This window comes from Vibrio sp. Y42_MX_L11, assembly GCF_024181785.1.
Lineage (GTDB): Bacteria > Pseudomonadota > Gammaproteobacteria > Enterobacterales > Vibrionaceae > Vibrio > Vibrio diabolicus.
The window spans coordinates 308,346-332,237 of record NZ_JAMZAP010000002.1 but is presented as its reverse complement, the minus strand read 5'-3'; the positions used below and the strand labels follow the sequence as shown (position 1 = coordinate 332,237).

25 protein-coding genes and 1 pseudogene are annotated in these 23,892 nt (G+C 45.6%); 9 read left to right on the top strand and 17 right to left on the bottom strand.

What is annotated here, in order from left to right; translation table 11 throughout:
• Nucleotides 1-98 precede the first annotated feature (98 nt).
• From NL643_RS03375 to NL643_RS03320, 12 genes and pseudogenes are all read right to left on the bottom strand, one after another.
• The gene (locus NL643_RS03375) at nucleotides 99-1,508 is read right to left on the bottom strand and encodes a sigma-54 dependent transcriptional regulator (RefSeq protein WP_046875536.1); all 1,410 of its coding nucleotides are present in this window, start codon (nucleotides 1,506-1,508) and stop codon (nucleotides 99-101) included.
• Between the two features lie 36 nt (nucleotides 1,509-1,544).
• Entirely contained in the window at nucleotides 1,545-2,576 is a 1,032-nt protein-coding gene (locus NL643_RS03370; protein ID WP_253643902.1) for a PAS domain-containing sensor histidine kinase, read from the bottom strand.
• Nucleotides 2,577-2,772: 196 nt separating this feature from the next.
• Nucleotides 2,773-4,238: pseudogene (locus NL643_RS03365) on the bottom strand (sigma-54 dependent transcriptional regulator).
• Between the two features lie 289 nt (nucleotides 4,239-4,527).
• Nucleotides 4,528-4,938, bottom strand: coding sequence for a flagellar export chaperone FliS (gene fliS / locus NL643_RS03360; RefSeq protein WP_012841524.1), 411 nt, complete (start codon nucleotides 4,936-4,938; stop codon nucleotides 4,528-4,530).
• 12 nt (nucleotides 4,939-4,950) lie between these two features.
• Entirely contained in the window at nucleotides 4,951-5,256 is a 306-nt protein-coding gene (locus tag NL643_RS03355) for a flagellar protein FliT (protein WP_012841523.1), read from the bottom strand.
• A 3-nt stretch (nucleotides 5,257-5,259) separates the two neighbouring features.
• Nucleotides 5,260-7,251: a flagellar filament capping protein FliD gene (fliD, locus tag NL643_RS03350; RefSeq protein WP_253643901.1), complete on the bottom strand. Its 1,992-nt coding sequence runs from the start codon at nucleotides 7,249-7,251 to the stop codon at nucleotides 5,260-5,262.
• A gap of 21 nt (nucleotides 7,252-7,272) precedes the next feature.
• Nucleotides 7,273-7,707 carry a flagellar protein FlaG gene (flaG, locus tag NL643_RS03345; protein WP_047008849.1) on the bottom strand — a complete coding sequence of 145 codons (435 nt, stop codon included), beginning with the start codon at nucleotides 7,705-7,707 and terminating at the stop codon, nucleotides 7,273-7,275.
• 92 nt (nucleotides 7,708-7,799) lie between these two features.
• Nucleotides 7,800-8,930, bottom strand: a complete 1,131-nt coding sequence (locus tag NL643_RS03340; RefSeq protein WP_065645184.1) for a flagellin — start codon at nucleotides 8,928-8,930, stop codon at nucleotides 7,800-7,802.
• A 288-nt stretch (nucleotides 8,931-9,218) separates the two neighbouring features.
• Nucleotides 9,219-10,352: a flagellin gene (locus NL643_RS03335; RefSeq protein WP_005393103.1), complete on the bottom strand. Its 1,134-nt coding sequence runs from the start codon at nucleotides 10,350-10,352 to the stop codon at nucleotides 9,219-9,221.
• A 263-nt stretch (nucleotides 10,353-10,615) separates the two neighbouring features.
• A complete protein-coding gene (locus tag NL643_RS03330; RefSeq protein ID WP_046875529.1) occupies nucleotides 10,616-11,749 on the bottom strand; it encodes a flagellin in 1,134 nt (377 codons plus the stop codon).
• A gap of 143 nt (nucleotides 11,750-11,892) precedes the next feature.
• The gene (locus tag NL643_RS03325) at nucleotides 11,893-12,795 is read right to left on the bottom strand and encodes a Dyp-type peroxidase (protein WP_048625862.1); all 903 of its coding nucleotides are present in this window, start codon (nucleotides 12,793-12,795) and stop codon (nucleotides 11,893-11,895) included.
• A gap of 45 nt (nucleotides 12,796-12,840) precedes the next feature.
• A complete protein-coding gene (locus NL643_RS03320) occupies nucleotides 12,841-13,326 on the bottom strand; it encodes a DUF2919 domain-containing protein (protein WP_253643900.1) in 486 nt (161 codons plus the stop codon).
• 143 nt (nucleotides 13,327-13,469) lie between these two features.
• On the opposite strand from NL643_RS03320, the gene NL643_RS03315 reads away from it, so the two are divergent.
• Nucleotides 13,470-13,823 (top strand): DUF2956 domain-containing protein, encoded by a 354-nt coding sequence (locus NL643_RS03315; protein WP_253643899.1) that lies wholly within the window; start codon nucleotides 13,470-13,472, stop codon nucleotides 13,821-13,823.
• A gap of 3 nt (nucleotides 13,824-13,826) precedes the next feature.
• Nucleotides 13,827-14,159, top strand: a complete 333-nt coding sequence (locus tag NL643_RS03310) for a DUF4156 domain-containing protein (protein ID WP_082244950.1) — start codon at nucleotides 13,827-13,829, stop codon at nucleotides 14,157-14,159.
• A gap of 34 nt (nucleotides 14,160-14,193) precedes the next feature.
• Here the strand turns inward: NL643_RS03310 and NL643_RS03305 are convergent, their stop codons facing one another.
• A complete protein-coding gene (locus NL643_RS03305) occupies nucleotides 14,194-14,481 on the bottom strand; it encodes a helix-turn-helix domain-containing protein (protein WP_005380433.1) in 288 nt (95 codons plus the stop codon).
• A gap of 292 nt (nucleotides 14,482-14,773) precedes the next feature.
• Between NL643_RS03305 and NL643_RS03300 the strand changes: the two genes are divergently transcribed.
• Genes NL643_RS03300 through NL643_RS03285 form a run of 4 tightly spaced genes read left to right on the top strand, consistent with a single transcriptional unit; the run spans nucleotide 14,774 to nucleotide 17,192 of the window.
• A complete protein-coding gene (locus NL643_RS03300) occupies nucleotides 14,774-15,124 on the top strand; it encodes an ArsC family reductase (RefSeq protein WP_048625863.1) in 351 nt (116 codons plus the stop codon).
• An 18-nt stretch (nucleotides 15,125-15,142) separates the two neighbouring features.
• The gene (gene dapE / locus NL643_RS03295) at nucleotides 15,143-16,279 is read left to right on the top strand and encodes a succinyl-diaminopimelate desuccinylase (RefSeq protein ID WP_047008854.1); all 1,137 of its coding nucleotides are present in this window, start codon (nucleotides 15,143-15,145) and stop codon (nucleotides 16,277-16,279) included.
• A 14-nt stretch (nucleotides 16,280-16,293) separates the two neighbouring features.
• Nucleotides 16,294-16,992: a M15 family metallopeptidase gene (locus tag NL643_RS03290; protein ID WP_253643898.1), complete on the top strand. Its 699-nt coding sequence runs from the start codon at nucleotides 16,294-16,296 to the stop codon at nucleotides 16,990-16,992.
• Complete coding sequence (locus NL643_RS03285) at nucleotides 16,989-17,192, top strand: DUF2897 family protein (protein WP_012841517.1); 204 nt, start codon at nucleotides 16,989-16,991, stop codon at nucleotides 17,190-17,192. Before NL643_RS03290 ends, NL643_RS03285 begins: the two co-directional genes overlap by 4 nt.
• A gap of 106 nt (nucleotides 17,193-17,298) precedes the next feature.
• Here the strand turns inward: NL643_RS03285 and bamC are convergent, their stop codons facing one another.
• Complete coding sequence (gene bamC, locus NL643_RS03280; protein WP_253643897.1) at nucleotides 17,299-18,318, bottom strand: outer membrane protein assembly factor BamC; 1,020 nt, start codon at nucleotides 18,316-18,318, stop codon at nucleotides 17,299-17,301.
• A gap of 80 nt (nucleotides 18,319-18,398) precedes the next feature.
• A complete protein-coding gene (gene dapA, locus NL643_RS03275) occupies nucleotides 18,399-19,277 on the bottom strand; it encodes a 4-hydroxy-tetrahydrodipicolinate synthase (protein WP_012841516.1) in 879 nt (292 codons plus the stop codon).
• Nucleotides 19,278-19,754: 477 nt separating this feature from the next.
• Between dapA and NL643_RS03270 the strand changes: the two genes are divergently transcribed.
• Nucleotides 19,755-20,297: a glycine cleavage system protein R gene (locus NL643_RS03270; protein ID WP_012841515.1), complete on the top strand. Its 543-nt coding sequence runs from the start codon at nucleotides 19,755-19,757 to the stop codon at nucleotides 20,295-20,297.
• A 16-nt stretch (nucleotides 20,298-20,313) separates the two neighbouring features.
• Nucleotides 20,314-20,784 carry a thioredoxin-dependent thiol peroxidase gene (gene bcp, locus NL643_RS03265; RefSeq protein WP_005380418.1) on the top strand — a complete coding sequence of 157 codons (471 nt, stop codon included), beginning with the start codon at nucleotides 20,314-20,316 and terminating at the stop codon, nucleotides 20,782-20,784.
• A gap of 78 nt (nucleotides 20,785-20,862) precedes the next feature.
• Here bcp and NL643_RS03260 read toward each other — a convergent pair whose 3' ends face one another.
• Both NL643_RS03260 and NL643_RS03255 read right to left on the bottom strand, forming a co-directional pair.
• Nucleotides 20,863-21,936: an AI-2E family transporter gene (locus tag NL643_RS03260; RefSeq protein WP_006741685.1), complete on the bottom strand. Its 1,074-nt coding sequence runs from the start codon at nucleotides 21,934-21,936 to the stop codon at nucleotides 20,863-20,865.
• 1 nt (nucleotide 21,937) lies between these two features.
• On the bottom strand, nucleotides 21,938-22,174 hold the full coding sequence (locus NL643_RS03255) for a sulfurtransferase TusA family protein (RefSeq protein ID WP_046875522.1): 237 nt from the start codon (nucleotides 22,172-22,174) through the stop codon (nucleotides 21,938-21,940).
• A 257-nt stretch (nucleotides 22,175-22,431) separates the two neighbouring features.
• Between NL643_RS03255 and NL643_RS03250 the strand changes: the two genes are divergently transcribed.
• Nucleotides 22,432-23,883, top strand: coding sequence for a M48 family metallopeptidase (locus NL643_RS03250; RefSeq protein WP_253643896.1), 1,452 nt, complete (start codon nucleotides 22,432-22,434; stop codon nucleotides 23,881-23,883).
• Nucleotides 23,884-23,892 lie beyond the last annotated feature (9 nt).

Here is a 23,892-nt window from a genome sequence, read left to right as displayed (position 1 = left end):
ACTATTAACAAAACTGATTATTAACACAGCAATTAACGTGCCATAAGACATTAGTTAGCGGTTTGCTTACACTTTTTGTCTTATGGCGATTGCACATGTTAATTTGGGATATCTATACCAGCATCACGCATTTTGGCAAGTTTGTAGCGCAAGGTTCGTGGGCTTATGCCCAGTTTCTCCGCCATTTCTTTGCGTCGGCCGTTACACTCCACCAAGGTTTCCAAAATAATGGCGTATTCTTGGTCACGCAGCTCGCTGCCCAAGCCTTCCCCGCCAGATACCGGACGGTTCACACTCTCAGGTTGAGCGACTGGCTTAACATTAGGTACCACCATCTCTGCATTTTGCACCACATGTTGCAAGCTATTGGCATCTTGCCAGTCCACCCCTTCTAGTAAGATGTGTTCAGCGTCGATATCACCATTCTCACTTAAAATAAGAGCTCGTTGCACCACGTTATCCAGCTCACGAACGTTACCTGGCCAAGGGTATTGCAGCAGCTTTTCTACCGCAACGGCTGAAAATTGAGGCACTGGCATCCCCATCTTGCTGCAATGACGCTCAGCAAGATGCTTGGCAAGTGGCGCAATATCGCCTTTGCGTTCGTTCAGTGCTGGCCACGCAATTGGGAACACATTCAAGCGGTAGTATAAATCTTCACGGAAGTTGCCTTCTGAGACATACTGCTTGAGATCACGGTTACTGGTCGCGAGCACGCGTACATCCAGCTTGATACTCTTACGACTGCCAAGGCGCTCCACTTCACGCTCTTGCAAAACACGTAATAGTTTCGCTTGCAGGTTTAAGTCCATTTCGCTGATTTCATCCAGTAAGATTGTGCCGCCTTGTGCTTGTTCAAACTTACCCGGACACGCTTGAACCGCACCAGTGAACGCGCCTTTCTCGTAACCAAATAGTGTCGCTTCCAGCATGTTGTCTGGAATCGCCGCACAGTTGATCGCAACGAATGGACCATCTTTACGGTTTGATGCGTTGTGAATATAACGCGACATCACTTCTTTACCAGAGCCACTCGGACCTAGCACCATAACATTCGCATCTGTACGTGCCACTTTATCGGCCAATGCAAGTAGGCGCAGACTTTTTTCATCTGCAACGACCGCGTCACCATTGTCATCGCTTTTGATCGGTGCATATCGACTGACCATGTTCAGCAATACTTCCGGTGCAAATGGTTTCGCCATGTAGTCAATCGCGCCGTCTTTCATTGCCGACACGGCATCTTCAATGTTGGCGTACGCCGTCATTAACAGTACTGGTAAGTTAGGCCAATTCTGCTTGATGTTTTTGAGCAGAGCCAATCCGCCCATACCTGCCATTTGCACGTCAGAAACGACGATATCGACAGTATTCGATTTGAGTTTTAGTAGTGCGTCTTCCGCACAGTCAGCTTCTAACCACTCATACCCTGCCAGAGCCAGAGTATCCACTAGGGCTTCACGAAGACCTTCATCGTCTTCTACGATCAGCACTTTGCTTTGCGCCATTCTGATTCTCCAGTAATTGTTATTACCAGAAGCTGCTTACTGCGCTTCTGGTTGCACTCGCTCTAGCGGAATGCACATGGTAAAGCAGGCTCCATCACCCTGCTCTGAAATAAGTTCCAATCGACCGTCATGGGCACGGCAAACCATTTGAACAACAGCCAGCCCTAACCCGGTTCCTTGAGAACGCGTGGTAAAAAATGGCTCCATAATTTTGGCTTGTAGTTCTTCAGGTACACCCGGTCCGCTATCTTGCACTGAAATGCGCAACTCGCCATTTACCGGGCGGAAAAAAATATCGACTTGCGACTCTTTACCAGACATCTGAATCGCATTCATGACAAGGTTGCTCAACGCGGATGCAATCGCATTCGCATTGCCTAGCAACTCAGTTTGTTCTTCTTCCACTTCTAGGCAGTAATCAATACCGTTATTTTTTAGCGCGGTTTCGACCATCGGCTGATATTCCGCCACCAACTGAGCAATCGTAAATGGCTTAATGACTTTATTATCACCACCTTTAGCAAAAAGCAGCATATCATTAACCTGCTTTTCCAAATCGTGCAGTCGATCCATTAATTTGGTTTGAAAGCGATCCCTTGTCGCTGGTGGAAGGTTTGGCGCTCCCAAATTGGATGCATATAGCATAGCGCTCGATAGCGGCGTTCTTACCTGATGAGCAAGCGACGCTACCATACGCCCTAACGAAGACAAGCGTTGTAAATCACTCACACGAGCTTGAAGTAAGCGAGTTTCGGTTAAATCGGTAATCAGGATCAATTGACCTGTCGTAGAAGCCGAAATGGCTAATCGAACTTTACGACCATTCCGCAGGGAAACTTCGTGACCATCATCCTCACGAGGATCAAACACCACCTGAATAATGTTGAACCATTTTTCATTAACCAGTGGAATCTCAAGAATTCGGTGCGCCTCTGGGTTTGCTTCACGCACTATGCCGTACGTGTCGAGCAGAATCACTCCGGCAGGCATCACATCAAGCACCTGCTTATAGCGCTCAACCTGATTTTCTACGGAATCTAAATGGGATTGGTTGGTGTTGTTATCCATTACTGCCTGTCGAAATATCGCCGCTAAAACTAAAATAGCTTGGTAAGCAATTAGCGTACCAAGCTATTTTTTATATTTATCATGACGTTAAGTCATCGACAATAAGTTGACACCCTCAGATAACGGTTTTTGGTGTCAGAAAAACGATGCTAAATAGCCCAAATGATTTAGATATCGTCTTAAATCTCAACGTTGCCTAGCGTTGTAAGTTGTACTTACGCATTTTTTCCACCAACGTTGTGCGTCGCATACCCAGCATATCAGCGGCTCGTGCCACGACTCCACCTTGTGCTTCTAACGCTTGGCTGATCATATTAACTTCTAAATCAGCCAACAGCTCTTTCAGATTTACACCTTCAGGCGGCAGCGCTTGCGGAGCGTTCATGCTGTGGTCAAGATCGTCTTGATCATCAAAGCTAAAGTCTTCTGAGAAGATGTCTTGGAACACATCACGCTCTTGTTCTTCAACCGAAATAAACGGATTACTTTCTGGTTGGAACTCCGGGATATCACTGTAGCGATATTTGGTTGGTAAGTGGTTTACATCGACCAAGCTATTTGGGTACAGAATGATCATTCGCTCAACAAGGTTGGCTAACTCACGTACGTTACCCGGCCAGTTGTGCTCCATCAGTGAATTGATCGCACGAGGGGTAAAACAGATAGGCTGGCCACCCTCCGCTTCCAGACGCGTCATCAACTCTTGCAGCAGCAATGGAATATCTTGTTTGCGCTCTTTCAGCGCAGGCATCTCGATTGGAAACACGTTCAAACGATAGAACAAGTCTTCTCGGAACGTGCCTTCTTCAATCATACTTTCTAGATTACGGTGTGTTGCCGCGACAACTCGAACATTGACCTTGATGGTGCTATTGCCACCCACGCGTTCGAAACAGCGCTCTTGTAATACGCGAAGTAGCTTCACTTGCATCGACATCGGCATATCGCCAATCTCATCAAGAAAGATCGTGCCACCGTCTGCGAGCTCAAATCGACCTTTACGTGCCGTTAACGCACCAGTAAACGCGCCTTTTTCGTGGCCAAACAATTCACTTTCTAGAAGCTCCGGTGGAATGGCACCACAGTTAATGGGCACAAAGGCACCACTGCTGTACGACGAATGATAGTGAATGTTACGCGCAACGACTTCTTTACCGGTACCAGATTCACCCAAGATCAACACGTTTGCCTCAGTGTCTGAGACTTGCTCGATCAGGTGACGAACTTCTTGAATACCTCTGCTTTGACCAACTAAGCTGCGAAAAAGCGTGTTTTTTCGTGCACTAGCAACGACATTGACCCCTTTTCGACCCAGAAAATCTTTGCAGTGGCGTAACGCCTCACTAAGCTGTGGGTAATTAAGAGGTAGTTCTAGCTCACCTACAAAATTTGGAAGATCATCCACGGGCAACGGAAATCGGCCCATGACTAAAAGTGGGATGTGGTAGGCGCTGTTTAAATGAGAGATAACCGTATTCGCCGCTTGACCTGCTGGAATGTTACCAACAATACAGCACGACCATACGCTAGACCAATCAACATCGCTGAGCTGATCAGAACTGACCGCTTCGCAATTTTCTCCAACAAATTCCAATATATTGCTTAAATTTAAACGACTGATGCGTCATCATCAATTACAAGCAGCTTTGCCAAACCTTGCATAAGTAAGAATGATTGCCTTTATTTTAGGTGCGTTGCGGCCAAACCTTGATTTGCGCAATTGGGTGCTAAAAGAAGGCAGAACCACCACACTCAATTTACGATAGACAAAATAGGAAAATCAGCAACAAAAAAAGCCATTAGGGCTACTAATGGCTTCTATTTTATTTGAATATAAAAATAAGGCAACCAAGCAATAAAGAGGTGTGAGCTTGATAGAAACTTTGCTACACAACTCGTTGCGCAATTGACAAATATATTCCTCTAATATCTTAACGCGTTGTTTTGGTTATTAAATACCGACTTCAGCTGCTGTAAGATTATGAAACTCTGTAGGGATTTGGTCCCAAGCGGATTTGATCTCACGGATAATGTCGATAACGTCGTCGATCAGTTGAGGATCATTTTGATGGTTAGCAGCTGAAATTTGCGTGATCATAAACTCATAGAGTGAATCTAAGTTTGAAGCAATATCACCACCGTCATCCATCGATAGACAGCTACGTAGCGCAATAATGATGTCTAGCGCTTTACCTAAACGCTCACCTTTTGCTGGAATGTTGCCTGCTTGCATGGCCGCTTTACCTTGAATAAGGCGCTCAATCGCACCAGCCATAAGCATTTGAATGACTTTGTGCGGAGAAGCCGCGCTTAGCTGGCTGTCGACTGATACCTTTTTGTATGCTTGCAAAGAACCGCGCATAGTAATCCTCTTTTAAATAAATTTTTTGTACTGCTGAAGCGAACGCTGGCCATAACGAAACTTATGAAGTTCTTTTCCGACCTTTGACGTTTCCGATTGCATCAGCTCGACAATTCTTTTGGTACGAGTAAGCAACGCTTGCCACTCTGCATCCTGCTTAACCAAAGGATTTTGATGAATAATTGGTAACAGGTTTTGCAATAACCGTTCCCTGATATCGACCAAGCGAAGAATTTCTTCAGTACTAAAGTCGACTTTTTCCAATTCTTGCGTAATTAGTTGATCTATATCACTAATATCTATGAGTTCTTTTTGCATTTATTAACCCAACGCACTCATTAAGGCACCTAACTGACCTTGCATTTTGCCAGTCGCATCTTGCATGGCGGTAAACTTCGCGTGAGTGCGTTTTTCTAGGCTTTCCATCCGGCGATCTAATGCCGCTTGATCATCACTCAAACGATAATTTTGTTCTGTGAGACTTTTTTCTCGAGTACGAATGCTGCCTGTAATGCCTGTAATACCATGAATCGCATCTTCGACTCGTTTAGCAAAACCTGTGTTGCCACCGAAGAACTTTTCTAGCTCGTTGAAGTTGTTGTTCAACTGACGATCTAACATGTCATAGTTGATTTCTAAGGTACCTTGACGCGTGGTAGTAATGCCAAATTCAGTTAATGACTTTAGGTTTTCAGGCGCTTTATCAATTTGAGTGGAAAATACCGATTTTAATCGTGAGTCTGCGCTGCGTACGGTACTGTCACCCGACAACGGTCCTTTTTGACCAGTGACCGGATCCACACTCGCCAACGCTTGAGACGTTTGATAAAACGAGTTGTACGCCGCAACAAAGTTTTCGATGTCGTTACGCACACTCTGACGGTCGTATTCGACGCCAATTTCAGCAGGTGGCTTGTTCGGTTCTGATTTGCCTTTAAGTGTTAAATCAACACCTTCTATGGCATCTTCAATCACATTGTTGTGACTAGAAAGCTTTGCTACTCCATCAAGCAGAACTTCTGAATCTTGCCCTGCTTGTACCTCTGTCATACCAAGGTATTCTTCAAAAGCAGATTGCGCTTTTGCGATTTTCGCTTCTGCTTCATCAATTTTTTCTAAACGTTCACGCTCTTGAGGATCCAGCTTAGCGCGATGAATTTGTTTCGCTTGCTCTTCTGTCAATTCACCACGTTCAACTTTTGCGTCTAGCGCTTGTTTTTCACTCGCAATTTTTTGCTCAATTTCAGCTTTTTCTTGCTCAAGAAGCTGCTTGGCCTCTTTCGTCGTAACGTAAGAGTCGGTTAATGTGCCTGATGCCGCATTGCTCCAACCCGGTACATCTGGTGCCTTCTCTATTGCTTTCTCGTCGAGTTCAAGCTCTGGCTCTTCATAAGAATCCAGCAAAGTGCCTGACGCAGTTTCTGTCCACCCTGGAATTCGGTCTTCAGGGCGCAAACTCGCGCGTCGGTTGGCTTCATCAATCGCTTCCTGCCCAGCTTTAGCAGCTTCTGCACCCGCAGCAGAGATTGGCTCTTGGGAGCCATCATATTGTCCATTTTCTGCCGCTTTTTGCTCTTCTGGAGGTAGAGGATTGCCGTTTGCATCCAGTTCTATTGGTTGCTCGGGGAATTGAAGAGGACCTAACACTTTTTCCGCCGCTGAACGAGCTTCTTCAAGCGCGTTAACACGGTCTTCAAGTGTTTGATATTCGAAATACTTTAGAGGGTTGCCTTTGTCGGCCTCCACACTGACTCTGATTTGATGATCCTTACCAGAGAGATTTGAGGCAAGGATAAGGCGTGGTCCTTCAACGTCGTTAATGAGAGATGCTCGAACACCGGGATTGTCTTTTGAGCCGTTGATGCCGCGTACGACATCTGCGAGCTTGGAGCTCGAACGAACGTTCACGTTGAAGGTGTCATCACCAAGCGAAATCTGCAGCTTACCAGGGCCAAACTTTGCGTCTTCTGGCAGTACGTCAGAAGCGACTTTGTGGCTCTGGGCAAGCTGCAACACATCGATAGCATATTTGCCAGCGATAGCATCTGTAGTTGCAGTAGCAGATACGATATTGTCGTCTGTCGTTTCAACAGTACGAACGGCAAACGCTTTCTCTTGACGAAAGTTCGCCATGAGATTTTTCATCGTATCCAGTGATTCTCTGAGTCGCCCATAGGCACTGATACTGGCATTAATTGTCGTGCGCTCGTTGTCAATGCGTTGCTGCTTTGGTACGCGTTCGGCATCCACAATTTTGCTGACCATGGAATTGATATCCATGCCGCCAGACATCCCCAAAGGGCCTAAACTCATCAAATCACCTCTAAAAACGACTTACACTTTTTCAGTCAACAACCCGCTGTTGGCTGTGTGCTCAGCTAGGCGACGCAATACCACTAGCATCTCTTCATCAGGAATTTGACGAATCACGTCGCCCGTTTTGGCTTCGTAAATCGTCACCACATCTCTCCCGGATTCCTCATCCACTCGAAACGCGACTCCTTTGTTTATGGACGTCACAAACTCATTCATTTGCGCGACCAATTTTTCACGTTCTTCTTTGTTCAGCTCTTGACGGCTTTCCGCCATCTCGATCGCTGCTTGAACAGAGAAGTCGTATTCGGTGTCTTTCGCTTTTTGCGGCGAAACCTCACCATTTGAATTTGCTGGGCTAGACGTGCCTATATCATTGCCATTTTTATTTGCAAACTTTGTGCCACTTGGCGTGCCGTAAGGCTGGATGTTCGATGCGTAGGAGGATATATCCATTACAATCTCCCTTCCACCTTATGGGCTAACGATAGAATCTATCGCTTTGGTGCCCCAGCACTAAGGTGTTTACCTCAGGCTGGGTCAACCACTTAGCCCAACAAGCTTAGCGCTGCAGATGGAGACTGCTTCGCTTGAGCCAGGATTGAAGTACTTGCTTGCTGAAGAATTTGCGACTTAGTCATCGCAGTGGTTTCTTTCGCGTAATCAGTATCTTTAATACGGCTGTTAGACGCATTAACGTTCTCGTTAATGTTGTCTAGGTTGCTGATTGCGTGGTTGAAGCGGTTTTGGAAAGCACCAAGTGACGCACGTTGGCTGTCTACTGACTTCAGGGCACCGTCGATAACAGCCACAGCTTCTTGAGAGCCTGCTACTGTTGTTACGTCGATGTCTTTCACTGTTACGTCTTTCGGACCGCCAAAGCCGATCTCGTCCGCTAGGTTGCCAGAGAACTCAACATCACCTTGAACTTTTTGAGAAGAAGCAAATACTTGTAGCTTGCCATCTTCACCAACAGACGCTTTTACATCATCGTTTTGACCGTTGATGTACGTTGCTAGCTGCTCAATGTCGTCGCCTTGTTTTGCACTGATCGATAGCTCTTTCTCTTCACCTTGTTTGTTGGTGTAGCTCATTTTGAACTCAGTTTTATCACCAACAGTCCAAGATGCATCTTTACCCTCTTCTGCTGCGTAGCTCTTGCCACCCATTGCAGAAGTGTCTGAGCGCAAGCTACCCATAGAAAGCATCACAGCTTCACCTGAGTCTGCACCGATTTGGAAAGATTGCGTACCGTATGTACCGTTTAGCAACTTGTTACCACCGAAAGAGGTAGTTTCAGCAATACGGTTTAGCTCGTCATTTAGCGCTGTTACTTCTTCTTGGATCGCAACACGTTCTGCTTTTGAGTTAGAACCGTTCGCAGATTGAAGCGATAGGTCACGCATACGTTGTAGGATGTTGGTAGATTCATTCATTGCACCTTCAGCAACCTGTGCAATAGAAATACCGTCGTTTGCGTTTTTCACCGCCATGTCTAGGCCACGGCTTTGTGCATTCAAGCGGTTTGAAATCTGTAGACCTGCAGCATCGTCTTTCGCGCTATTGATTTTATAACCCGAAGACAAACGCTCCATTGATTTTTGTTGACCGTCAGCTGCCTGGTTTAGGTAACGCTGTGCAGTCATCGCAGAAACGTTAGTATTAACGTTAATCGCCATAATTGATCTCCTTAAGGCTTTAGTGAATGTACCGTCGTGTCTCTCACCTCACTTAGGTACATCTCATTTCTCTCAGTCCCTTTAACGGCGACCGATGAATATCCTTTAGAAGAAATTTTCAATTTTTTGCGATTATTTTCTTTGGCTTACTGAAATGTGATGAAGCTCTAATGTCGTGATTCGCAGAAATCCTGAGTCCCTAAAAGACAGAAAAAAACCCAGCCGAAGCTGGGTTTACTCGCTCATCTCTCACCACGAGCCAATGAGGTTCTCGTCTTAGGTTTGAAATTAACCTAGCAGACTTAGCGCTGAGTTTGGCGCTTGTTTCGCTTGCGCAAGGATTGAGCTTGACGCTTGCGATAGAATTTGTGACTTGGTCATTTGAGTCGTTTCTTTCGCGAAGTCAGTATCTTTGATACGGCTCTTCGACGCGTTCACGTTCTCGTTGATGTTATCCAAGTTGCTGATTGCATGATTGAAACGGTTCTGGAATGCACCCAGCTCTGCGCGGTGGCTGTCTACGTATTTCAGTGCCGCATCGATGATAGCCACAGATTCTTGTGCGCCACCAACTGAGGTTACGTCGATAGTATCTACCGTTACTTTTTTACCTTCGCCCAAACCTAGCTCGCCAGATAGGCCGCCTGAAAACTCGACTTCGCCTTCGACTTTGTTGTTGCCAGCAAAGATTTGCAGTTTACCGTCTTGGTCTACTGAGGCTTTCACTAGGTCAGTTTGACCGTTAATGTAAGTCGCAAGCTCTTCGATATCGTCACCTGCTTTTGCGCTGATGTTGATTTCTTGCTCTTGACCGTAGCTGTCCGTTAGGTTGATTTTTAGGTCGTTCTTACCTTCAGCAACGTTCCAGTCTTTACCTTTACCACTTTCAGCTTGGTAGCTCACACCGCCCATCATTTTGTTGTCTGAACGCATGTCTTTTAGCTCAAGCATCACGGCTTCACCGTTATCCGCACCGATTTGGAACGATTTCGCACCGTGTGTGCCGTTTAGCAGCTTGTTACCACCGAAAGAAGTGGTTTCTGCGATACGGTTTAGTTCGTCATTTAGCGCGGTCACTTCTTCTTGAATCGCCACACGCTCTGATTTCGAGTTTGAACCGTTTGCTGATTGTAGAGACAAATCACGCATACGTTGAAGAATGTTAGTGGTCTCGTTCATTGCACCTTCAGCGGTTTGTGCAATTGAGATACCGTCGTTCGCGTTGCGAACCGCCACATCCAAACCACGGCTTTGTACGTTCAAACGGTTCGAAATTTGTAGACCCGCAGCGTCATCTTTTGCGCTGTTGATTTTGAAACCCGAAGACAAACGCTCCATAGAAGTTTGTTGAGCTGAGTTTGCGTTGTTTAGGTAACGCTGAGCGGTCATCGCTGATACGTTAGTGTTTACATTCACTGCCATGGTGATTTCTCCAATTGATTTTCCGGTATAGCGGTTTCCGACGTCTCGGAAAACCAAGTAGTTCTCTCAAAGTTACTTTTATTAACGGCGCTCAAACTGATTTCTTTAGGGAATTCTTTGGATTTTTTTGAAAAAAGTTCATTTGGAGAAGGAATCGTGATGAAGCAGATAAAAAAGCAAAAAAACGTCAAACTTTCGCTAAAGCTTCTTTTCGAGCTGTCGATACAGGCAGGTTTTGCGTTAAATTCGAGCGAGGTCGATCATTAGCCAAGTAAGGTTAATGCTAGGTTTGGCGCTTGTTTTGCTTGTGCAAGAATAGAAGTACTGACCTGCTGCAAGATCTGCTGCTTCACCATTTGCGTGGTTTCTTTCGCGTAGTCAGTGTCTTGGATACGACTGTTGGAAGCGGCTAAGTTTTCGTGGATGTTATCCAGATTATTGATCGCGTGATTAAAGCGGTTTTGATACGCGCCTAACTCAGCACGATGGCTATCAACGTACTTCATCGCAGTATCTAGGACGGCCACGGCTTGTTGCGCACCACCGACAGACGTAATGTCGATGTTATCAACCGCATCGTAACCTTTTAGCTGTAACCCCAGTTCACTCGCTAAGTCACCTGAAAACGATAAAGTGCCTGAAGTTTCTTCTCCAGCCATAAATAGCTGTAACTGACCTTCTTCATTCACCGATGCCGTGACTTTGTCAGTTTGACCATTGATATAAGTCGCAAGCTCTTCGATATCATCGCCAGCTTTGGCATTAATTTGAATGGTTTCCGTCTCACCAAAACGATTCGTAAATGACATACTAAGATCATTCGCACCGTCTTTTACTTTCCAATCAGAGCTTGCACGTCCGTTTGCAATGTAACTAAAGCCGCCCATATCAATGCCATCACTGCGCATCGACTTTAATTCAACTTGCACAGCTTCACCTGACGCTGCACCGATTTGAAATGCCGACTTACCAAAGCTGCCATTGAGCAGTTTACGCCCACCAAAGGAGGTCGTTTCGGCAATGCGGTTTAGCTCATCGTTAAGTGCCGTCACTTCTTCTTGCAGTGCAGTGCGTTCCGCTTTGCTGTTTGAACCATTGGCTGACTGTAGCGACAAATCACGCATACGTTGCATGATATTGGTCACCTCATTCATCGCGCCTTCCGCAGTTTGCATGATGGAAATGCCGTCATTCGCGTTGCGAACCGCAACATCCAAACCACGCATTTGCGATTGCAGACGGTTGGAGATTTGCAGACCCGCAGCGTCATCCTTTGCGCTGTTAATACGCTTCCCTGAAGACAAACGCTCCATGGATTGATTCAGCATATCCGTTGCACTGGTCAAATGACGTTGTGCGACAAGTGCTGCAACATTGGTATTAACGGTGATCGCCACGAATAAAGGGTCCTAAAATTAAGGCTTTGAGTACTTATCGACCAAGTAACAGAAAAGTTTAGTGTTTTTTGAAAAGAGATTGGAATAGAAATAGAAAACAAAAGCCCTCCAATTGGAGGGCTTAAGAAATAAAGTCTGAGAACTTACTTGATGGCTAGCTCTGCGAGCATTTCTTGTGAAGGAGCGAAGAAGTACGCACCAGTTACCGCTTTTGTGAAACGAAGCATTTGGTCTGTTTTACCATCTGTCACGCCGTACATACTTTCTAGCATCACTTTAATGTTATGAAGTGTATTACAGTAAGAGATAAACAGCAGGCCATGAGGCCCTGTCACCGTCCCGTATGGCAAGCTATGACGAACAATCTTGAGACCTTTTCCTTCTTCTTTAATATCAACTCGACCAACGTGTGATGCAGCAGGAACGTCTTCTAGCTCGATAGAGTCTGGTTTGGTACGACCAATCACTTTTTCTTGCGCTTTGACATTCAAGCGATTCCAAGCGGCAAGGTTATGTTCGAAGCGTTGAGCCATGACATAACTACCTCCAGCAAATGGGCCCTCTTTTACTAGAGCCACATCAGCGCGAGCCTCCCCTTTCGGGTTTTCTGTCCCATCAATAAAGTCTGTCATATCACGCGCATCAAGGTAACGGTACCCATACGTTTCGTCCACAATGGTGACATCTTCTGCCGTCTCTTCTAGAAACTTACGCAGAACATAAAAGTGCAAGTCGTGACGAGTAGAGTGACAGTGAATCAGCACATCAACATCCGTTGCAGGCGCTACGATATCCCCTTCGCCAAGTTGAGTAAAATCAATAAGCTCTTCTGGCGCGTCTACATTGAGGTGTTGCCAAAACGATTTTGTGAATGCGATAGAAAGGGTCAGCGCCGCGCCTGGCTGGGTAATATTTAACTCTTCCACTAACTTTGGTAGTGCTTTCAGCTTATCCAATACGTTTTCACGGTTTTGGTTCACTTTAAGTTGAGTGTACAGTGCAAATGGCCCTGCTTCTGGCACGATCGCCGTTTGAGCTTGTGACATTGAGGTTTCCTCTATACTTTGCCCCGGTGTGGGAAGTTATTGTTTTTAATTCTTCGAAGGCTGCTCTTCATTGCGCTCCAATTGTGGCACATGAAAACAGTCTTTTACCCATCTTCCATTTAGAAGATAGATCATAAACCAAGCTAATAAGGTAATGGTAAGGGCGTTTGCCCAGTTGAATACACCATGTTCCAGATACACATGATACATGGTCTGAGCCAGTTGGATACCGCACAAGATCAAAGTGATCTCTCGACCATAGCGAGTAATTCTGTTTACCCATTCTCTATCGGGTTGACGGAGCCCCATCAACCACATGAGAAGCAGGCTTGGAATGCCCATAGCCAAACCCAAATACAGCGTACTTGAGTCTGGATAAACAATAGCGAGTAGCTTACTGCCACTATCACGACTTACGCCTGCCATCGCAAACACAACCCATGAACGTACAAGAAACATCCATCCAAACCATAAAATAATCGGCGCTTTTAAAAATCCATGGGCGTCATATTGGTCAAACGAGTAGCGCACAACATCTTCTTCTTAATGTGATAAAACGCCACTTTAACCTATCATTTCAGAGTTGCAAGCCAGCAAAGATGAGAACTAAAGTTCATTTCATCATCTTACACAGGTAAACTAAACAAAGATTTACAATGACGTTGATGAGAAACATGAAAAAAAGAACTCCAGCTACCCCAGCGCCTTCTCAAGAAACTCAAGCCGAAGCGATGAGAATTGCCAAATCCACACAGAAACCGGGGCAAACCAAAGAGCAAACCAAGCTGATCGCTCAAGGTATCGAAAAAGGCATCGCTCAATATAAGAAGCAGCAAAAAGAGCGCAATCGTCAAGCCGATAAAGCAAAGAAAAAACAGCAACGTGAAAAGCAACGTCAGCATGAAGAAGCTATCGAACAAGACAACATCACCAACGATGCGCCAAACCATGCATCAAGCAAACTGCCTTGGGTACTGCTCGCTCTGAGCTGGATTGGTTTTGCTGCTTACATAGTATTGGGGAAATAGCTGATGAGACACCTATTACTTGGACTTTTTGTCGTACTTCTCTCTGGTTGCACGATGCCTTCTCACCTTACTCATGCTCAAAGCCAAGATGTTCATATTCGCATTGACGCTCAGTTCAACCCTGATCGATGCGAATACAAAGGCGAAGTCACCGGAAGTGAGGGTCACTGGTATAACTACATTTTTATGACTAATGACGCGATGATGCAAGGTGCGATGAATGATTTAAAAAACAATGCCGCGGCTATCGATGCGGACACCGTTTTTATGGTCTCCCCGCAAGATTTTATCACCTCATTTAGCGTGCTGGGCTCCGCTTACCGCTGCAATGGATGACGCCTGAATATGAAAAAAGCCAGCAATTGCTGGCTTATGCACGAAATCCAAGACTGCTAGCGATATCTCTCTCCCGCTCTAGAACCCATTGGCTATCAAAAGGCCCCCAATCTGAAAGTTGATAATAGCCGTCATTATGACGTCGGCCATCTTGAACGAATATGAGTTCAATGCCGATCCCAGGTAACGCCTTGAGTACATCTTGAATTGTACGACGAGGCCACCCCGTTTTTTCGATCAACTTTGGCACATTCGGCCTTTCTAGGTTTTCCACCAACAAGGCCAAATATAGCCGCCTTGCAAAAACAGGACTCAATTCCATTGACACCTCCTAAAATTGTGCTGATTCATTATTTCGTTTTTGCTCAGCGAGATGTTGCGTTTGATCAATAACTCGACTTTTCCATTTGATTTAGACGATTTTTTATTCGATTTATAGTGCATTCATCGTAAATAAGTTACGTAACATCAGTTATCTCAATCTATCTGAAAATATTTTCCACCGCATTTTGTCAGTTTGATTGCTTCTTGATAGGATGCTATAGCAGCCCAAATCACTTAAGTGCGTCTTAACCGCGCCAGTGAAAAATAGAACAAAGAAAAAAGGAAACACTATGTCGATTACCATGTTTGGTATTCCCAACTGCGATACGATCAAAAAAGCCAAAAAATGGTTAGAAGCTGAGGATATTACTTATGACTTCCATGACTACCGTAAGCAAGGCGTTGATGTAGCTATGGTAAGCGAATTTTGTCGCGCTTTAGGTTGGGAACAGGTGCTCAACAAACGTGGCACGACCTACCGCCAACTCACACAAGAGCAGAAAGACACGCTTAACGAAGAAAACGCGATCGCTCTTTTGGTAGAAAATCCGGCGATGATCAAGCGCCCAATTTTAAAAGTGAATGATCAACTTCATATCGGTTTTAAAGCTGATCAATACGCTACCATTTTCAACTCTTAAATAAAGGAATACTCAAGGATGACAGACAGTCCAGTATTGGCACTTGCTAAAGATCTGATCAGTAGACAATCTGTAACGCCGGAAGACGCAGGTTGTCAGGATTTGATGATCGAGCGCTTAAAAGCACTCGGGTTTGAAATTGAAGTGATGGTATTTGAAGACACCACGAACTTCTGGGCTCGCCGTGGTTCAGAAGCGCCACTATTTGCGTTCGCTGGCCACACCGATGTGGTACCTGCTGGCAAACTGGAGCACTGGGATACACATCCGTTTGAACCAACTATTATTGATGGTTACCTACACGGTCGCGGTGCAGCGGACATGAAAGGGTCGCTAGCTGCTATGGTCGTTGCTGTCGAACGCTTCATTGCAGAGAACCCAGACCACAAAGGCTCAATCGGCTTTCTAATTACGTCGGATGAAGAAGGACCATTTATCAATGGTACTGTTCGTGTTGTAGAAACGTTGATGGCACGTGGCGAAAATATCGACATGTGTATCGTCGGTGAACCATCCAGTACCGAAGTAGTTGGCGATGTGGTGAAAAATGGACGTCGCGGCTCTATCACGGGCGATTTGACGGTAAAAGGAACACAAGGCCACGTGGCCTATCCTCACCTAGCCAATAACCCTGTGCACGAGTCTCTACTCGCCATTCATGAACTCGCAACAACCGAGTGGGACAAAGGAAATGATTATTTCCCACCAACCAGCTTCCAGATCCCGAACGTATCGGCTGGCACTGGTGCGTCTAACGTCATTCCTGGCGAGTTCCATGTTCAGTTCAACCTACGTTTTAGTACTGAGCTTAACAATGACGCAATTGTTCAGCGTGTTACCGAAACATTGGACAAGCATGAGCTGGACTACGACCTAAAATGGACATTCAACGGCGACCCATTCCTGACCGATACAGGAGCGCTGCTAGATGCGGTTGTTGCTGCTGTTGCCGACGTGAATGATACGAAGCCAGCACTACTTACAACTGGCGGTACATCTGATGGTCGCTTTATCGCTCGAATGGGTGGTCAAGTCGTAGAGTTAGGCCCTGTTAATGCTACGATTCATAAAGTGAACGAATGCGTGAAAGTGGACGATCTAGAAAAGTTGACTGACATGTACGAGAACACGTTGAAACACCTGTTAGCGAAATAATCAGCGAGAACACCATGACACCAGAGCAACTCACCGGCACCACAGATTCTCATCTGCAATCCACTTTAGTGGGTCAAAAAGCGTTTCTACTCCACCCTGAAGTAGCTGACGATCTGCTAAAGATGATTGAAGCGGCAACAGAAGCAGGTTTTAAAATGGAAATCGCCAGTGGTTTTCGTGACTTCAACCGCCAAAAAGCGATCTGGAACGGGAAGTTTTCTGGTGAGTTGCCAATTCTCGACGTCAACTCCCGCCCTTTAAACAAAGCAGAGTTAAATGACGAAGAGAAGTTGATGGCCATTTTGCGCTGGTCGGCACTGCCTGGAGGAAGTCGTCATCATTGGGGTTGTGATTTTGATGTCTATGCGCGCAATTTATTGCCTACTGACACCAAACTCAAGCTGGAACCTTGGGAGTACATTGAAGGCCACCAGCAAGCGTTCTACCAATGGTTAAAAGCCAACCTTGGTCGATTCGGCTTCTTCTTCCCTTATCAGCAAGATTTAGGTGGCGTTTCGATTGAGCCTTGGCACATTAGCCACCGCACTATCGGGCAACAGTGCCTCGAGCAGTTGACGCTTGATGTACTCAGAAGCCAGTTGATTCAGCAAAATCAGACCGATAACATTGCAGGGATTGACGTCATACTGAATAATTTGGATAACGTCGTTGCCAAATTTATTCACAATATCACGCCGCCGGAGGCTCTATGATAGAAATACTCACCAATCCTTGGGTCATTATCATTGTAGTGTTGAGCGTGGTCATTGGTAACATTGCCGCACTCAAATACACCGCAAAAATGAAGTTTGGTCAGATGGATAAAAGCCGTAAGAACGATTTAGATAAGCTGAACACGTTGGATAAACAGCGCTCCGCTGACGAGGAGAGCAACAAAGACGAGCCTCGTTAGTTAAACACCTACTTTATCCCGACACGCCGAATATAAGCATCAAAAAAGGGACCACTGGGTCCCTTTTCAATTATTGTGTAAACGTATCGCGTTAAGTTCGCTTTGGTTACTGCTTCACCGTCGCAGCCAATACAGGCGCTAGTGATTTCAAAAACTCTTCTTCTACTGGCTTACCAGAGGAATCCGTAATATTGATAGATGTACGGTTGCCTAAATCACCAAGTAAGAATGTGTACTTACCAGCATCTAACTCCACTGGTTTAACGCCGATATCGTTCCAGAATTCATCATCCGGAGACGCATATTTCGCAGTGATTGTGCCCTGAGACTGGCTACGCTCTTCAATCTTAAAGCCCATCTTAGGTAGAATATTAGGCAGACGTTGCCAAAGCATGTTGTATTGCGCACGCGCGACAATCACAGGAAGCCCGCTGCGGTCTTTACCCATTGTAATTGGGATCTGTTTAACCAACTCTTGCGCTTTACGTTGTGCTTCTTCACGTACTTCTTGATCGTAGCGAGCGGTTACCAAGTTCGTCATGAACACATTGTAGCGCTCACGGTTGGTCGCCGTTACTTCTTTCACTTGATTGCCTTCACGCCAGTCAATAAGACTCACTTTAAAGCCGTGTCGACCATTTGCTTCAGCACGTACGATCTCATATCGGCTACCAATTTCCAGCTCTTCGTCTGGCGAATCCCACGTCACCCAACCTGTCTCGATGCGAGAATCTGTTTGGCTTTCAACTGGAATCTCGTTGGCCGCGACCATGTTTTGTACCGTTTGCCAAACCTTGTCTAGTTCATCTTTACGAAGTAGCCAAAGTGTCACTTCACCATCACTACTGCGGTCCAGACGTGCACCAGGAATAAGCTCTAGGACTTGTTGAGGTGGACGAATGTCGACATTTTTACCTACACCACCAGCATAGTTACCCTGAGGGATCTCATAGTTAGGGTAAAACTGAGGCTGTGCACCCTGTGGGACATTCCACTCACCCAAATTGGGGGAGTTCAAATACTCGAAGTCATCTTTTGCTTGACGACGTTGATTGGCACCACCTGAACAGGCAGTCAATACGAATACAGCTAATGAACTTAACACTAACTGGCTTGAAAGCTTCATCTATACTCCTAAAACACCGAGGGCGCTTTGGCCCCCAGTATGAACTTCAATCCTAGTAACTCAATCTTAATAGCTCAATTTTAATAAATACCGGCGTCGGTTAACGCCTGTTCAACGATCGGCTGCGATTTTTCAGAAAGTGTGGTTAAAGGAAGACGCAAACCACCTTCTTCAATTAAACCAAGCTTTTGCGCTGCCCATTTTACTGGGATAGGGCTTGCTTCAATGAAAAGGTTTTTGTGTAGAGTCATCAAGCGTTGGTTAATCGCTTCTGCTTCTTCGTACTTACCTTCACTTGCCAAATGGAACATGTCTGCCATGTCTTTAGCTGCAATATTGTTCGTTACCGAGATAACACCATTGCCGCCAAGTTTCACAAAATCGAGACCCGTCGCATCATCGCCACTTAGTAAGATAAAATCTTCGCCACAAAGTTCACGGTGAATTGCAATTCGGTCCAAATCGCCCGTTGCATCTTTTAAAGCCACGATATTATCAAGCTTTGACAAGCGTGCCACTGTTTCTGGCTGCATATCAACAGCAGTACGGCCTGGTACGTTGTATAAAATTAGAGGCACATCACTCGCTTCAGCAATTGCCTTGTAGTGCAAGAACAAACCTTCTTGAGTTGGTTTGTTGTAATACGGTGTCACACTCAGGAAGCCAGCAATACCAGAATCAGCCAGTAATTTGCTAAATGTTACTGCCTCGTGGGTTGCATTTGCACCCGTGCCAGCAATCACAGGGATGCGACCGTCGGCAAACTCAACAGTTTTATTAACGACCTTTACATGCTCTTCAATGGTCAGTGTCGCTGACTCACCTGTTGTGCCTACTGCCACAATACCGTCTGTACCCGCTTCAACGTGGTACTCTACTAGCTTTTGCAGACTGTCAAAGTCTACTTCGCCATCTGCTTTGAATGGCGTAATCAGCGCTACGATACTTCCTGAAAACATGTTTATCTCCCTCATTTAACTCTTTCTGCATGGTACTGTAATGCGATTGAAAAACACAAGAGCGTAAACTCGCTTACAAAGTACAAATGAATGAATAATTATCAGTTGTTAGAGGTCTAGCAACTTAATTGCTCTATTTGGTTTGATTAGCGGCAATATTGATAATCGTGTTGGGCTTTCGAGTGACTTTAGAATCTATCAGTGATTTGGAAAATACTGAAGTGCACAAGCCAGGAAAATATACTCTTGGGTCGTGCTCACCAAGTCAGACCTGAGTGAATAAAAAGACCAAACAACACGCAAGCACATCATGCAAACGTTTTATTCCCCCAACTCCCTCGTTTACTGCTTGCCTCCAATCGTTCACCTCAAGAGCCAACCTGCTTTTTTGTAAACTAAAAAAAGAACTGACTCGATATTTCTCCGCAATATCTGTGCTAACATCTCTCTATTGAAGAAAGGACAAGAAGCTCATTTATGAAGCAACATCTGGTACTTACAGCAGTTGGAACGGACCGTCCAGGCATTTGTAACCAAGTCGTACACCTCGTTACTCAAGCCGGTTGTAACATAGTCGATAGCCGTATCGCTATCTTTGGAAGTGAATTTACCCTGATCATGCTCCTAACTGGGAACGCCAGCAGTGTGACTCGAGTAGAGACGCAATTGCCCCTACTTGGCCAAGAGCATGACCTGATTACGATTATGAAGCGTACGTCGGCGCACGAATTGCTCGACAACAGCTACACAATGGAAGTGTTTATTGAGTCTGAAGACCGCCCAGGTCTGACTGAAAAGTTTACTAAGTTCTTCGCGGATCAACAGATTGGTTTGGACTCTCTTAGCGCCCAAACTATCAGTAAGTCGAAAATTCAACTTGATGCGGACCAATTCCACATTGCGATTACCGCATCAGTAAGTGCGGATTGTAACTTAATGCAATTACAAGAAGATTTCGATGAACTTTGTCAGTCGCTCAACGTACAAGGTTCTCTGAATTTCATTAAAAACACACTATAAAGTAAAGGAAATCACCATGAATACGCTGACAGCAGGCTCGCCAGCGCCAGCCTTCTCTTTGCTCGACCAAGACGGAAATACCGTTTCTCTTGAAGACTTTAAAGGCAAGAAAGTACTTTTCTACTTTTACCCTAAGGCGATGACTCCGGGTTGTACTACACAAGCAAAAGGTCTTCGTGACATCAAAGCTGAACTCGATGCGCACAACGTGGTCGTACTTGGCGTAAGCATCGACCCTGTAAAACGCCTAGGCAAATTCATCGAGCGTGATGATTTAAACTTCACCCTGCTTTCTGACGAAGATCATGCCGTTGCAGACCAATTTGGCGTTTGGGGCGAAAAGAAATTCATGGGTAAAGTATACGATGGTCTTCACCGCATTAGCTTCCTGATCAATGAAGAAGGCGTAATTGAACACGTGTTCAACAAGTTCAAAACCAAAGATCACCACGAAGTCGTATTAAATTACCTCAACGAAAACGCATAAGCGCGATCCGTTCTTCAAATAGCAAGAAAGCCCAGCAAACTGCTGGGCTTTCTTTTGAGCATCGTACTTTGGTAACGCCTACTCTTGTTCGACTGGTTCGTTTTCTTCCGTACTTGGTAAGGCATGCCATACGGCTTTAACTAGTGTCGCCAACGGAATGGCGAAGAACACGCCCCAAAAACCCCACAAGCCACCGAAGACTAACACTGCCACAATGATGGCAACTGGGTGTAGATTTACCGCCTCAGAAAACAGAACAGGAACCAACACATTGCCATCCAGCGCTTGGATAATACCGTAAGCAAGCAGCAACCAATAAAACGGAGGCGCAAGGCCCCATTGGAACAGACCAACGATGGCGACAGGCACAGTTACAGCTGCTGCGCCGATATATGGAATTAACACAGATAGACCGACTGCTACGGCAAGCAGCGCCGAATAGCGAAGATCTAAAATGGCAAAAGTCACATAACTCACGCCACCCACGATTAAAATCTCGAGCACTTTACCGCGAATGTAATTGGAGATCTGCTCGTTCATTTCATGCCAAACTTTATTCGCGAGTTTACGGTTTTTCGGCAAAACACCACTCGCGATTCTTAGCATCTCTTCTTTGTCTTTCAGTAAGAAGAAGATAAGTAGTGGCACTAAAATCAGGTATACCGCTAGCGTCGCAATACTGACTAATGACGCAAGTGAGCCTTTTACTACACTCTCACCAAGTCCCAACGCTTGGTTTTTGGCATTTGTCACCACGGTTTCTACAATTTCTAAGTTTGCTAACTCAGGATGACGTTCTGGTAGCGTGACAATAAACTTTTGTAACCCGTTGTACATGTTTGGAATATCGTTAATTAGATTACCGACCTGAGTCCAAATCGTCGGAACCAAACCAAACAAAGCGATCAACATCAATCCGACGAACATTAAGATCACGATGATGACCGACAAAGTGCGCGGCACGCCCATGCGACACATTTTTACGACTGGCCATTCAAGTAAATAAGCCAAAACGATCGCGACAAGCAATGGCGCAATCAAATGCCCAAAGAAGTAAATGGTGATAAAACCAAACAGCAAGATCGCGACGAGACTTACTGCATGAGGGTCTGAGAAACGTCGTTTATACCAACGACTAACCATTTCAAACATCTTATGCGGATTCCTTATTGAATACAGTCAATGTGTAGTGCTCTGATGTAGATTGGCAATCAACTGAGTACCCTTGGGCACTGAGATAGTTCACAATGTCTCGTTTAGAGCTGTTATCCACCACTTGAATAACAAGTTGATGATACTGCTGCGTTTCTCCTTGAAAGACTTCAGCAGCGTGACGCTTTGCAAGTAACAGTGCCATAGGGCAACGTTGTTCACGCAAATCAAGTAACATGGATTCCATTGTATTGCTCTGCACTTATGATAGGGTTGTATTGTAACGGCTTTTTGAGCTGGTGCTAGCACTTCTGACATGATTTAACCACATGCTGAAATGACTCGGATATAAAATAATTTACGAAACCAATTCATTTATTTCCGGTCTTATTGCTAGCTTATATCCTCGCGGATAACCAAAACGCATGTGGCGCTGTTGAGAGGTTCTCAGCCTCTAACCACATGCTTATGTATTTTGGAGAACCTTTTAAACGTATGTTAAAACGCACTCGCTCGCTAGTTTGCTTATGTCTTGCAGCTGCAATCAGTTCGCCGACAACTTATGCTAATAGCATTGACTTACCAGACATTGGTACGGCTGCTGGTGGCACGCTCTCAATAGACCAAGAGTTGATTTACGGCGACGCCTATATGCGTATGCTCAGAGCCAGTAAACCTATCGTTAATGATCCTGTTATCAATGAATATATTGACGCTCTCGGGCACAGACTAGTAGCCAATGCGAACGATGTAAAAACGCCGTTTCACTTCTTTATGATTCGCGACCGCAATATTAACGCGTTCGCGTTTTTTGGTGGTTACGTAGCGTTGCACTCTGGGTTGTTTCTTCATGCACGTTCAGAAAGCGAGTTAGCCTCTGTTGTTGCTCACGAGATTGCGCACGTCACACAACGCCACCTTGCGCGCAGCATGGAAGAGCAAGCACGTCGCTCTCCGGCCACATTGGCTGCACTCGCTGGCGCATTACTGCTTTCGATAGCCTCACCAGAAGCGGGGATGGCTGCAATTACGGCGGCAACCGCAGGTAACATGCAAAGCCAAATCAACTACACTCGCGCAAATGAGAAAGAAGCGGACCGCTTTGGTATTTCGACACTGGCAAAAGCTGGTTTTGATGTTCAAGCAATGCCACGTTTTTTTGGCCGTCTTGCAGATGAATATCGTTATGCGAGTAAACCGCCGCCAATGCTACTGACTCACCCACTACCTGAAGATCGAATTACCGATAGCCGTGCGCGAGCAAGGACCTATCCACCAATGCGAGTTGTGCCTTCAATAGACTATCACCTAGCGCGTGCGCGCATTGTTGCGCGGTACGCCGGCATTGACGGACAATCTGCTTTGGGCTGGTTTGAGCGAACTCAAAAGAAAGCCTCTGCGGACATCACACCTGCTTTTGACTATGGGCGAGCACTCGTACATTTAGACAGCAAACGCTTGTCTCAAGCGGAACCTATTTTGAAAAAGTTGCTGGAGCAGGACCCAAGTAACCCGTTCTACCTGGATGCTATGACGGATTTATATATCGAGAAGAAGCAGCCAGAAAAAGCAACCGATATGCTCCGTAAAGCGTTATCTCGGAACCCTCAAAATAAAGTATTGACCATTAACTATGCCAATGCGCTACTTGAGGACAATAAAAACGCTCAAGCCACGCGAGTTCTTCAGCGATACACTCATGATTATCCTGAAGATACAAATGGCTGGCACCTAATATCGAAGAGCTACCACGCGCTAGGACGTAGTGATGAAGAGTTGGCTGCGCGAGCGGAAATTTTGGCGTTGCGAGCAAACTGGAATAAAGCGATTCAATATTATAGTGAAGCAAGTAAAATGGCCAAGTTGGGCAGCTTAGAGCAAGCTCGATACGATGCCCGTATTGACCAACTCATGATCCAAAGAGATCGATTCATGGCATTACAATAACGAAATGGA